The following is an 11,977-nucleotide window of genomic DNA, read 5'->3' on the forward strand; positions in this document are numbered from 1 at the left end:
GGTTGGGTAAAAATACAGGTTTTTGGTGAAGGGGTAGTTGCGTTACAGAACAGTGTCATGCAAAGCGGAGTCGCAGCATTTCTACCACAATGGTAACTTCTGACGCCAGGGCTGGGGTTGCAGTAGAGGTGCCGCGCCTCCACTCCGCATGACATCGTTCTTTCACTCGCTACGTATGACAGTTCTTTTCCAGCCCTTACCTTTGCCGGCGAACCTATTGCCATTAGCCTTATGAATTCGGAAGAGCTGAACAGTGCCCTCGTGGCCCTCATCGATAAGAAAGCCGAGCTGCAGAAGCTCACCTACGACGATGCCCGCTACGACGACGTAGAAGAGGAACTCCACGACCTCGAAGACGACTTCAACGAAGCGTATGGTCCGTTCTTGGAGGCAGCCCTTGAAAAGGTGCACGACGAACTCAGCTCCGACACCGACGTGCTGCTGCCCACTGCCTACCTGCCCGCCGGCACCGGCCCCAAGCCCGGCCCCAAGGAGGGAGTCTGGATTGATTCGGAGAAATATTCGGGCAAGGAAGCCCGCCTGACGCTGGTGCCCAACCCCATCCGTCTGGTGCTCACGGTAGGCAAAACTGTGCAAGAGGACGTGTGGAAAGCGTAGATTTCGCCAAGTAAAAAGCAAAACGGGAGCTGATGACATGAGTCGTCGGCTCCCGTTTTGCTTTTGCTCTTTGACTATTTACTTGATGAACTATGCTCTACCGCATCAGCCAGCCCGACGATTGGCAACGGGCGCAACAGACCGGCTTTTTTGCCAGCCCCGACCTGGCGGCCGAGGGTTTTATTCATGCTTCGGAGCTGGAGCAGGCGCTGGAAACGGCCCGGCTTTACTACGCCAATAGCCCCGGGGCGCTGCTGCTGGAAATAGAGGAGGAAGCCCTGCTGGCCGCTGGGGTGCGGGTGGAGCGCGAGTGGGCGGCGGGCCGGCAGGCGTGGTTTCCGCATGTGTTCGGGCCGGTGCCGCTGGGGGCAGTGCGCCGGGTGTGGCCGCTGCCGGTAGGTGCTTACGGTACGGCCGTGCTGCCACCGGAGCTGCTGGCGCAGTAATGAACTGAAAGCAAGGATAAAAGCGGTATTATTATTGCGCGAAACCTCTATATAGCGCCGGGCCGGTAAGGCCGCCCCGTCATTTATCTACCGAATCTAAAGCGCCATTTTATGCCCCCAATTTTTACTGTTTCCCCCATGCTGCGCCGGTTGCTGGGCGGTTCTTCGGCGCTGCTGCTGGGCTCAATGCTAACGGCCTGCGCGTCCAGCCAGACGCTGAGCGTCGCGCCGATGGGGGCGGGCTCCGGGCCGGTTTCCCGTCTCATCAGCCATCCCGACAGCGTGTACGTGCGCTTCCATTTTGTGCGGGCCGACCCGAAAGAGTTGGTCTTTGAGGCCGAGTTCAGCAACGCCGCCAACCACCCGGTTACCGTTGACCCAGCGCGTTTCTACTTCCTGCCGCTACCCGACAGCGCGGCCAAAAATGCAGCCGTTTCGGCCGCTTCCCCGGCTTCTACAGCGAGCCGCCGGCTGGCTTTCAACCCCGATATGCGGCTGGATTCATTGGCCCACCGTCGCGACGAGCTGGCCGATAAGGCAAGCCACGTTAGTATGCTGCAGGTGCTGCTGCTGGTAGCCAGCACGGCCGAGAATGTGGCCAGCGTCAATAAGCGCGAAACGCCAATCGAAAGAACCAACCGGCAGGTGCGGCAACAGGGCGGCCAGGCGTTTTTTGAGGTGCAGCGGGTCGTGCGGGCCGTGCAGGCCCAGCATCTTGCTACCGTGGTTGCGGAACAGGCCGTAAGCAGCCTGCGCCGCGCCACCCTGCAGCCCGGCGACCGGGCCGTGGGCCTCGTCTACTTCCCCCGCCTCGATGCGGCCCGGCAGCTGCGGTTCGTACTGGCCTTCGACGAGCATCCGGTGCAGTTCGATTTCACCTAGGAGCTGCGCAAAACGAGCCAGCATTAGCCCTGCAACAGCCGAGCCGGCGGCACGGCGCTTCGCCACTTCACCCCCAATAGGTAACGTCCAGCAAAAAGCCCCTCTCCAGTTGATGGAGAGGGGCTTTTTTAATAGCAACAACCGCAACTATTTGATGGCAACGGGAACGGTCATGTTTTCCCAGCGTAACGTCAGGCCCGTTGGCGTTACGTCGTAGATGAGCTGCTCGGCGGGAGTAATGGCTTTCTGAGGGGTTACGGTCACGCGCAGGGCATCCTTCTTTTCATCGTACTTGTAAGCGCCCCACTGCTTGGCCTCTTTATTAAAAATCATGGTCCACTGCTTCTCGGTGGGGATGGTGAACAGGCTGTACGTGCCGGCCGCCAGCGGTTTGCCTTCCACGGTTACAGGTTGGTCGAAAGTGATGGTGGTGGCATCGTTAGCCCCCGCGCGCCATACCTGCCCGTAGGGTACGAGCTGGCCCCAAACCGGCCGGCCTTTCACCGAAGGGCTGCTATAAACTACCGTGACGGTGGCATTGCCCACTTTGCCATTGGCCGTAGCGGGCGGGCTGGCCGGAGCCTTCTTATCCTGCGCAAAGGTTTGGGTAGCTGTCAGAACGCTGAGCAGTACCAGCATCAATCTCAAAAGGGGATTCGTTTTCATGAGTTTAGAAAAAGAAAGTGGAAGAAAATAATAAGCTACCAAATAGCAATCTACGGTTAAGCGTATTGGATGGTCAATTGTTCAGTCAACAATCGATTGTGTTTTCCTACTTCGACGCGGCCCGGCAAATGCAGTCCGTGTTGGCCTCCGACGGGCACTAGCGCGGTTCGGCTTTACCCGTAAACTAGGCTGGCTCAGCAGGAAAAAATGAAGGTCCCGAAGCTGTGATTTGGGACTTTTTCCTGTACGTTAACTCTGCTTTACACCAGCTCAGCCAGCTCCAGCCAGCGGAGCTCCTTGGTTTCCAGCTCCTGGGTGAGGGTGCCGAGGCGGGCGCCCCAGGCAGTAAACTCATCGGCGCTGCCACTGCCGCCATTCAGTTTGGCCGTGACTTCCTGCTTCTCGGCTTCCAGGGCCGCCATGTCCTTTTCGAGCTGCTCGTACTCGCGTTTCTCGGCGTAGGAGGCGCGGCGTTTGGGGGCAGCGGCGGGTTTCGGGGCTGCCGGAGCGGGGGCGGCAGCGGCTATTTTAGCGTCGGCGCGGGCCGTTTTGGCGGCTTTTTCCTCTTCTACTAAAGCGGCTTCGGTTTCGCGCTCGGCCAGGTACTCGCGGTAGTCGGTGTAGTTGCCGGGAAAGTTGAGCACGGCCCCGCCGGGTTCGAGCACGAACAGGTGCTCGGCCAGCTGGTCGAGGAAGTACCGGTCGTGGCTGACGATGAGCAGGCACCCACCGAAGTGCAGCAGGAAGTCTTCCAGGATGTTGAGCGTGCCCAGGTCGAGGTCGTTGGTGGGCTCGTCAAGAATCAGGAAGTTGGGGTTGCGGATAAGCACCCGCAGCAGCTGCAGGCGGCGCTTTTCGCCCCCGCTGAGCTTATTGGCCAGCGTGTACTGCTGGGCCGGCGGAAACAGGAACAGGCTCAGGAACTGGCTGGCCGTGAGCACGTCGCCGTTGGCCAGCTCCACTACTTCAGCCACTTCCTTCACAATGTCAATCACGCGCTGGGTGGGGTCGAACTCCAGCTCCGTCTGGGTGTAGTAGCCGAACACGGTGGTCTGGCCGACTTCGATGGTGCCGGAATCGGGCGCGAGCTTGCCCGTAAGCATGTTGAGCAACGTGGATTTGCCCGCGCCGTTGGGGCCTACCAGGCCAATGCGGTCCTTCTTTTTGAACACGTAGCTGAAATCGTCGAGCACCACGTTGTCGCCGAACTGCTTGTTGAGGTGGCTGGCTTCGATGATTTTGCCGCCCTGACGGGTGGTTTTCACGCTCAGCTCCACGTTCTGCTTGCTCAGGTTGGTGCTGGCCTTCTCCTTGGTGATGTAGAAGGCGTCGATGCGGGCTTTCTGCTTGGTACCGCGGGCCTGGGGCATGCGGCGCATCCAGTCGAGCTCCTTTTTGAACAGCTGGCGGGCCTTCTCTACCTCGGTGGCCTGGCGCATCTCGCGGTCGGCCTTTTTCTCCACGAAATAGGCGTAGTTGCCCTGGTAGCGGTACATCTGGCCCTTGTCGAGCTCGATAATTTCGTTGGCCACGCTGTCCAGAAAGTAGCGGTCGTGGGTGACCATGAGCAGCGTGAGGCTGGGGGAGGACAGGCGGTTTTCGAGCCACTCGATGGTGGCCAAATCCAAGTGGTTGGTGGGTTCGTCGAGCAGCAGCACGTCGGGCTCCTCGATGAGCACCCGGGCCAGGGCCACGCGCTTGCGCTGCCCGCCCGAAAGCTGGCTCACGTTGCGCGTCAGCAGCTCGCCCAGAATCCCGAGTCGGCTCAGAATCTGCTGCACCTGCGCTTCATAGTCCCAGGCCTGGAGGGCATCCATGCGCTCCAGCACCCGCTGCAGGTCGTCGGATTTGTGGTCGGGGTCGTTGACGACGTGCTCGTATTCCTTGATGGCCTTGAGCGTGTCGTTCTGGCTGGCGAAGATGGTTTCTTCCACGCTCAGGCTCTCATCGAACACCGGCTGCTGGCCCAGGTAGGTTACGCGGATGCCCTTGCGCACGCTCACCAAACCGGTGTCGGGAATTTCGAGGCCCGCCAGAATGCGCATCAGAGTGGTTTTGCCGGTGCCGTTGATGCCCACAAAGGCCACCCGCTGGCCCTGGAGCAACCCGAAGTTCAGGTCTTTAAACAGCCAACGGTCGGCGTAATTTTTCGAAAGATTTTCGGCAGATAGAAGGTTCATGCCGCAAAGGTACGGCGAGGGCGGGGTAAAAGAACGTCATGCTGAGCATGTGGCGAATTGAGCCAGTGCGCGCAGCCGCAGTCGAAGCATCTCTACGGCAATGCTAATTCTGTCGGTTGATTTGCTACTGCAACGAAGCAGTAGAGATGCTTCGACTGCGCTCCGCTTCGCTCAGCATGACACGTTCTTTTCTTCAGTCCCATACCTTTGGCCAATCCCCTCCTCACTACCCCATCACCTCACGCACCGCCCCATGCCTTTCCCCATGACTTCGCGCCGCTGGCTGTGGCTGTTTCTGCTGGTGCTGGGCGGGGCTTTTGTGTGGCAGCTGGGCAGCTGGGGGCCGTTAGACAGCAGCGAGGCCCGCTACTCGGAAATCGGGCGCGAAATGCTGACGGGCGGCGACTGGCTGCACCCGCGGCTGCTGGGCATTCAGCATTTTCACAAGCCGCCCCTCACGTACTGGCTCACGGCGGCGGGGCTGGGGCTGTTTGGGGTGAATACGGTGGGTGTGCGGCTGCTGCCGGTGCTGGCTGTGCTGCTGCAAGTGGGGCTGGTGTACGCGCTGGGCCTGCTGCTGTTTGGCAACGATAGGGCCCGGGCGCTGGCGGCGGCCGTCATCTACGGCACGCTGCCGGTGGTGCTTATTTCGGCCCTCAACGTGACTACCGACGTGTATCTGGCCACGCTGGAGCTGGCGGCGGCCTACGGCATTCTGCGCTACTACCATGATGGTGGGCGGCGCTGGCTGTACCTGTTCTGGCTGGGGCTCGGGCTGGCCTTCCTTACTAAGGGCCCGGTGGGCTTCGTGCTGCCGCTAATGGCCGTGGCGGGTGCCTACTTCCGGGTGCCGGCCACCGAGCGCACGGGGCTGGCGCGGCGGCCGTTCACGGTGCACCACGCGCTGGGGCTGGGGCTTTTTTTGGTGGTGGGACTGAGCTGGTACGGGTATCTGGTGGCTGAAAATCCGGCCTTCGTGCGCTACTTCCTGTACGAGCACACCGTGGAGCGCTTCGCCAACGCTGCCACTTTCAACCGCAGTAAGCCCTGGTGGTTTTACGTGCTGCTGGCCCCGGCCACCAGTCTGCCCTGGGCGGTGGCGCTGGTGGTGCGGGCCGCGCGCACGCCCTGGGCCACGGTGTCGCGGCAGTGGCGCAACGTGCTCATCTTCTGGGTGCTGGTGCCGCTGCTGTTCTTCTCGCTCTCTAAGTCGAAACTGCTGCTCTATGTGCTGCCCATTTTCCCCGGCGTGGCCTTGCTGACTACTTACTACCTGGGCCGCTGCACCGAGGACGTACTGTTGCGCTGGTACGTGGGCATCACGGGCTTTTTCGGGTTGATGCTGGGGCTTCTGTGCCTGCTGCCCATTTTCGCGGCTGTATTCGATCTGGGGCTGGAGCTCCGTCCGCTCACCTCGCTCTGGCCGGCTATTGGGGTGGTCGTGCTAGTGCTCACGCTCAGCATCTGGGACCAAGTGCGCGTCGCCCCGCGGCTGCTGATGGCCACCACTATTTTCACGGTCTTTCTGCTGATTTCGGCCAAGCCCATTATGCAGCAGAACGAGCTGGCTTTCAACGGCAGCCGTCCGCTGGCCGAGTTCATCACCCAGCAACGCCTGCAAACCCGCCCCATAGTGGTGTATGACCAGCTGCTGCCCTCCCTGGCTTTCGAGCTGGGCACGCTGCCGGTGTTCCTCAACGACGGCAATACCAGCCTCAACCGCGAAACCCAGTTCGAACTCGGCACCAGCTGGCACCGCTACCTGCTCTACCTCGACCAGCCCGAATCCGCCGCCCCGCTCCGCTGGCTGCTGGCCCAACACCCGGTGCTGCTGGTAAAAGACGAGCTGAAACCCGAGCGCCAGTGGCTGCTGGCCACGTTTCAGCACCAGGAAAAGCTAGGCAAGTGGGTGGTGTACTGGTGAGAACCGAGTTGAACGCTGTAGGGGCGGGGCTCGCCCCCGCCCGCCGTTGCACGGAATCGTTGTACGAGTGGGCCGGTCTTATTCAACGACAACCGTTCACTCATTCACCGCCGTACACCGCCGCCGCCTTCTCGCGCAAATTGTAGCCCGACGACATAACCTCGCCGTAAGCGCCCGCCGAGCGGATGGCCAGCAGGTCGTGGCGCTGGGTTTCGGGCAGCAGCCGGGCGCGGCCGAATGTGTCGGTCGACTCGCAGATGGGTCCCACGATGTCATAGGCCAGTTCGGAGAGCTGGCTGCTCAGGTTCTGGATGTGGTGGTGGCTGCCGTAGAGGGCCGGGCGCATGAGCTCGGTCATGCCCGCATCGAGAATGGCGAAGCGCGTGTGCTGGCTTTCCTTCACGTAGAGCACCCGGCTGAGCAACGTGCCGCACTGGGCCACCACCGAGCGGCCCAGCTCCACGTGCACCTGCTGGCCCGGCCGCCGCTGCAGGTATTGGTTGAACAGGCCGAAGTAGGTGGCGAAATCGGGAATCGGGTGCTCGTCGGGCTGCTCGTAGCTGATGCCCAGGCCGCCGCCCACGTTGAGGTGGGGCAGGTGGTGGCCGCGGTCTTCGAGCCAGGTTTGCAGGTCGTTGAGCTTGCGGCTGAGGGCGGCAAACACGCTCAGCTCGGTTATCTGCGAGCCGATGTGGGCGTGCAGGCCAATCAGCTCCACGTTGGGCAGCTGCTCCAGCTGCTCCAGCACGCCGGCCAAATCGGGCAGGCTTATACCGAACTTGTTGGCATCGAGGCCCGTCGTGATGTGGGGGTGGGTGTAGGCGTCCACGTTGGGGTTGATGCGCAGCGCCACCCGGGCCCGCCGGCCCTGGGCGCGGGCCAGCTCGTCGAGCACCCGCAGCTCGGGCACCGACTCGGCGTTGAAGCAGAAAATGTCGGCCGCCAGCGCCAGGTTTATCTCGGCATCGGACTTGCCCACGCCGGCAAACACCACGTCATCGGCCCCGAAACCGGCCTCCAGGGCCCGCGCCACCTCGCCGCCGCTCACGCAGTCGGCCCCCAACCCGGCCTGCCGGACGCGCGCCAGCACGGGCAGGTTGGAGTTGGCCTTGAGGGCGTAATGCACCCGGAAATTGCCCGGCCGGGCCGCCGCCGCCAGCGCCGCCAGCGTCTGGTCGAGCAGGCCAAGGTTGTAGTAGTAAAATGGGGTAGGCTGATGCTGGAATTCAGCTGGAAGCTGGAAGGACATGGCGTTGGGTAATTGGGGTTCTTGAGGGTCTGGAGTGATTTGAGACAGCAGGCGTTGGTTAAAGAACGGCGTCATGCTGAGCGAAGCGGAGCGGAGTCGAAGCATCTCTACCACTTCATTGCAGCAGCGAAATCAACCGACAAAGTCACCATTGCAGTAGAGATGCTTCGACTCCGGCTTACGCCTTCGCTCAGCATGACACGGTTCTTTTACTTCGCTATTTTCGCTCCTCAAATAGCCCCGCATTCAACGCCCGTAGGGCCCGCACCTTATCCTCGGTGCTCACCAGGATGCTGATGTTGTTGGGCGAGCCGCCGTAGCTAATCATGCGCACCGGCACGTCGCGCAGGGCGGCAAAGGCGCGGTGGGCGCTGCCGTTGGCGTCCTGCGTAAGGCTACCAACGAGGCAGATAATACTCTGGTTTTCATCGACGGCCACGGCGCCGAAGCTTTGCAGTTCGGCCACAATCTGGGGCAGGCGGCCGGCATCGTCGATGGTCAACGAAACCGCCACTTCCGAGGTCGTAATCATGTCGATGGACGTGCGGTGGCGCTCGAACACCTCGAACAGGCTGCGCAGAAAACCGTGGGCCAGCAGCATCCGGCTCGATTTCACGTTGATGGCCGTGATGCCGTCTTTGGCGGCAATGGCCTTGATGGAGCCGGGGCCGGTGCGCGCCGAAATGAGCGTGCCGGGCGCATCGGGCTGCATGGTGTTCAGCAGCCGCACCGGAATACCGTGGGCCCGCGCCGCAGCACCGAGCTGGGGTGCAGAATCTTGGCTCCGAAATACGCCAGCTCGGCGGCCTCATCAAACGAGAGCTCCCGCACCGGGTAGGTGCCCGGCACTACGCGCGGGTCGTTGTTGTGCAGCCCGTCGATGTCGGTCCAGATTTGGATTTCCTCCGCTTCCAGCGCCGCGCCAATCAGCGAGGCGGAGTAGTCGGAGCCGCCGCGCCGCAGGTTGTCGATGTCGCCGCGCACGTCGCGGCAGATGAAACCCTGGGTGATGAACAGCGCGTCGTTGGGGTAGGGGAGCAGCGCGTCGGCCAGGCCCTGCCGGATAGCAGCCGCGTCAGGCTCCCCGTCGGCATCAAGGCGCATGAAATCGAGGGCAGGCAGCAGCACGGCCGGGCGGCCTAGCACCGTCGTTACGTAGCCGTGCAGTAGCCGGGTGCTCAGTAGCTCGCCCTGGGCCAGAATGATTCGCTCGTCGGCGGGAGTTAGCGGGGCCGCCAGAAAATTCAGCAGTGTCTGAAAGTGTGCGTCGAGGGTCGGTAGCAGGGTTTCGGCGGCATCGGCCAACAGCTCACGGGCAACTTCGTGGTAGCGTTGGCGCAGGAACGCAATGCGGGCCGCGGCGGCGGGCGCGTCGCCGTCGCCGAGCAGGCCGGCAATTTCCACCAGTGCGTTGGTGGTGCCGCTCATGGCCGACAGCACCACGATGCGCCGCTGCAGGTGAGGCGCGTGCATCAGCTCCGCTACTTCGCGCATCCGGGGCGCCGACCCAACGGACGTGCCGCCAAACTTCATAATCTTCATAGGAAACAACTGTGGGGCGAAACACCGCTTCGCCCGCGCCAAAAAAAGCGCCGACCCTCGAAAGGACCGGCGCGGAAAACGTTCAGAATCGGGTGTAGTGAACTAGTGCGACGGTCGGGTCGGGGTGCGTTTCTTCGATTTCTTGCCCATCAGCTTGCTGCCGACTACCTGCCCACAGCTCATCCCGGCCCCGGCCGAAAGGCGGGCATAACCAAGTAAAGCGAAAGAGGAAAAGGTAGTCATCATGGAGGCAAATCGGCAGTACCCGGCGCGTTTGTGGCCGCAAGTACGCTCCGGATTTACAATATTCAAGATGGGAAATGAAAAAAGTTGGATGAGCCGCGGGTTTCAACCGACTGCTCGTTACCGTGCAGCAGGCCGTCGGTTTTCCCGGTCTGGCAGGCGCTACGAGTGCTGCACCAGCGCCATGTACAAGGGCATTCCCAGGGTGATGTTGACGGGAAACGTAACGCCCAGCGCCATCGGAATGTAGAGGCCGGGGTCGGCCTTGGGGGCGGCCAGCCGCATGGCGGCCGGCACGGCAATGTAGGAGGCGCTGGCGGCCAGAATGGCGAAGATGAAGCGGTTGCCCACCGAGTTGGTGACCAAGTGGCTGGCCACGGCTACCACGCTGCCGTTGAACAGGGGCATGAGCACGGCAAACAGCGTTACGAAGCGGCCGTAGCGGCTAAAAGTGCCGAAGCGCCGGGCCGTAATCATGCCCATTTCGAGCAGGAAAATGGCCAGAAAGCCTTGAAAATATCGGTGGTAAAAGGTTTAATGCCCTCGGCCTGCTTGGAATCAGCAATGATGCCGATAACCAGCGAGCCGACCACCATCAGCACGCTGCCGTTGGTAACGGAGTGGTGCACCACGCTGCCCAGGCCCATGCGGGGCGGCTCGTCGGGGCCGGGCGTGTCGTAGCGCATCAGCAGAATAATGCCCACGATGATGGCCGGGGCCTCCATAAGGGCCATTACGGCCACCATGTGCCCGCTGAACGCCAGGCCTTGAGCATCCAGAAATGAGACGGCCGCCACGAACGTAACGGCGCTGACCGAGCCATAGGCCGCCGCCACGGCCCCGGCGTCGCTGACGGTGAGGCGGCGCTTGAGGATGAAGAACGTGTAGAGCGGAATCAGGGAGGCCAGCAGCAGCCCGAAACCCAGCGAGTAGATAATTTCGGCCTCAAACGGACTATGTGCCAGCTCCTGCCCGCCCTTGAAGCCAATGGCAAACAACAAGTAAAGCGAGATGAACTTGACGGTGGAGGCCGGAATTTCCAGGTCGCTGCGCACGAGGGTCGCCACGATGCCCAGCACGAAGAACAGCAGGGTAGGATTGGTCAGATTGGCAATCAGCAACGCGGTGTCCATGCGTGCGGGTGGGTAAATGAGGTGGCAAGTTAGAGTAGGAATAGTTGTTTGCCTATCCTTGGGAATAGTAAAACTATAATTGCCCGTAGAGCAACTTAGGGCGAGACGCTACTCTGCCCGCCTGCTGTTTTAGCACGGCCCGCAATAGCATGCCTGCGTGGCCCCGGCGTCTCGGCCGAAACCCTACTCAATCCCTCCAACCTATTACTGCCAGCGGCTCCGGGCCTCGGTGCGGGGGGCCAGGGCGGCGGCCAGGGTGCGGCCCCGCACCCGCAGCAGCTCTTCGCGGCCGTCGAGGGTGCGGGTGTAGATGAGCCGGCCGGGCCCCACGTAGCGCTGCCAGAAGTGGGCATAGGCTTCGGCTTCTTTTCTGGTGCGGCCCAGCACTTCGGGCACGGCATGGTAGTCGTGCTGGGACACCAGTTGCCACAGGCGGCTCTGGCGCTCCAGCACGTAGCGGGGGTTGTCGAGCGGGTCGAGCACTTCGCTTAGGGTCCGCAGAAACAGGCCTGTTTCGTAGGTGCTGCCCCCGCGCAGGTAGCAGGTGGCGCTGCCGTCGTGTTTCAGCTCAACCACCGCTTCCAGGCCAGCCCCGGAGCGCACCAGGCCTGCGTAGCCCAGCGCCGCGAGCAGCGCCCGCGCAATGGGTTGCAGGTCGCGGCCAATGTCGCGGTAGGTGAGGTAGAGCCGCAACGCTCGCCACAACCGCCGCCCAAACACCACCAGCCCGGTAGCCGCTGCCACCTTCAGCAGCAGCGCCAACTGCGGCCACGTCATGCCCGGCCGCAACGAGCGCAGCAGGCCAAAAATGGTTTCGTTGGTGAACAGCAGCACGGCGGCCCCCAGCTCAGCCAGCATATAAGCCAGGGTGCGGTACAAACTCAGCCGACGCAGGCGGGGCAGGGCCTCGGGCAGGTCAACAGAAGAGCGGACGTACAGCTGGGGCACCAGTTCCGAGCCCCCCGCCTGTTTGGCGACCCAGCTGTCAACGACAGAAACTGGCCGGGCTGTAGTATCCGTGACGTTGCGACGAAGGTCACGGATGGTGAGCATGGCACCGTCAAGCGGTTGGAGGATGGATGGATGTATTTGAT

8 protein-coding genes and 2 pseudogenes are annotated in these 11,977 nt (G+C 62.1%); 4 read left to right on the top strand and 6 right to left on the bottom strand.

Annotation, left to right across the window (positions count from 1 at the left end; translation table 11 throughout):
* Nucleotides 1-231: 231 nt before the first annotated feature.
* From D0N36_RS15245 to D0N36_RS15255, 3 genes are all read left to right on the top strand, one after another.
* Nucleotides 232-618: a hypothetical protein gene (locus D0N36_RS15245; RefSeq protein ID WP_116942704.1), complete on the top strand. Its 387-nt coding sequence runs from the start codon at nt 232-234 to the stop codon at nt 616-618.
* 92 nt (nt 619-710) lie between these two features.
* A complete protein-coding gene (locus tag D0N36_RS15250) occupies nt 711-1,064 on the top strand; it encodes a DUF952 domain-containing protein (protein WP_116942705.1) in 354 nt (117 codons plus the stop codon).
* Between the two features lie 111 nt (nt 1,065-1,175).
* Nucleotides 1,176-1,946 (top strand): hypothetical protein, encoded by a 771-nt coding sequence (locus D0N36_RS15255; RefSeq protein WP_207190728.1) that lies wholly within the window; start codon nt 1,176-1,178, stop codon nt 1,944-1,946.
* 147 nt (nt 1,947-2,093) lie between these two features.
* Here the strand turns inward: D0N36_RS15255 and D0N36_RS15260 are convergent, their stop codons facing one another.
* Nucleotides 2,094-2,612, bottom strand: coding sequence for a DUF2911 domain-containing protein (locus D0N36_RS15260; RefSeq protein ID WP_116942707.1), 519 nt, complete (start codon nt 2,610-2,612; stop codon nt 2,094-2,096).
* Between the two features lie 260 nt (nt 2,613-2,872).
* Complete coding sequence (locus tag D0N36_RS15265; protein WP_116942708.1) at nt 2,873-4,792, bottom strand: ABC-F family ATP-binding cassette domain-containing protein; 1,920 nt, start codon at nt 4,790-4,792, stop codon at nt 2,873-2,875.
* A gap of 253 nt (nt 4,793-5,045) precedes the next feature.
* Between D0N36_RS15265 and D0N36_RS15270 the strand changes: the two genes are divergently transcribed.
* Nucleotides 5,046-6,716 (top strand): ArnT family glycosyltransferase, encoded by a 1,671-nt coding sequence (locus D0N36_RS15270; RefSeq protein ID WP_190242707.1) that lies wholly within the window; start codon nt 5,046-5,048, stop codon nt 6,714-6,716.
* A 100-nt stretch (nt 6,717-6,816) separates the two neighbouring features.
* On the opposite strand, the gene lysA is transcribed toward D0N36_RS15270, so the two are convergent.
* The 4 genes and pseudogenes from lysA to D0N36_RS15290 form a co-directional block, all read right to left on the bottom strand.
* The gene (gene lysA, locus D0N36_RS15275) at nt 6,817-7,965 is read right to left on the bottom strand and encodes a diaminopimelate decarboxylase (RefSeq protein ID WP_116942710.1); all 1,149 of its coding nucleotides are present in this window, start codon (nt 7,963-7,965) and stop codon (nt 6,817-6,819) included.
* Nucleotides 7,966-8,182: 217 nt separating this feature from the next.
* A pseudogene (locus D0N36_RS15280) lies at nt 8,183-9,507 on the bottom strand (aspartate kinase).
* A 405-nt stretch (nt 9,508-9,912) separates the two neighbouring features.
* A pseudogene (locus tag D0N36_RS15285) lies at nt 9,913-10,883 on the bottom strand (sodium-dependent bicarbonate transport family permease).
* Between the two features lie 204 nt (nt 10,884-11,087).
* On the bottom strand, nt 11,088-11,977 hold an 890-nt coding region (locus tag D0N36_RS15290; protein WP_207190729.1), incomplete at its 5' end, for a hypothetical protein.

It is taken from the genome of Hymenobacter lapidiphilus, from assembly GCF_003417065.2.
GTDB lineage: Bacteria > Bacteroidota > Bacteroidia > Cytophagales > Hymenobacteraceae > Hymenobacter.

Bases quoted from the DNA above. Each gene is read 5' to 3' on its own strand.
- D0N36_RS15245 (WP_116942704.1), top strand. From the start codon at position 232: ATGAATTCGGAAGAGCTGAACAGTGCCCTCGTGGCCCTCATCGATAAG.
- D0N36_RS15250 (WP_116942705.1), top strand. From the start codon at position 711: ATGCTCTACCGCATCAGCCAGCCCGACGATTGGCAACGGGCGCAACAG.
- D0N36_RS15255 (WP_207190728.1), top strand. From the start codon at position 1,176: ATGCCCCCAATTTTTACTGTTTCCCCCATGCTGCGCCGGTTGCTGGGC.
- D0N36_RS15260 (WP_116942707.1), bottom strand. From the start codon at position 2,612: ATGAAAACGAATCCCCTTTTGAGATTGATGCTGGTACTGCTCAGCGTT.
- D0N36_RS15265 (WP_116942708.1), bottom strand. From the start codon at position 4,792: ATGAACCTTCTATCTGCCGAAAATCTTTCGAAAAATTACGCCGACCGT.
- D0N36_RS15270 (WP_190242707.1), top strand. From the start codon at position 5,046: ATGCCTTTCCCCATGACTTCGCGCCGCTGGCTGTGGCTGTTTCTGCTG.
- lysA (WP_116942710.1), bottom strand. From the start codon at position 7,965: ATGTCCTTCCAGCTTCCAGCTGAATTCCAGCATCAGCCTACCCCATTT.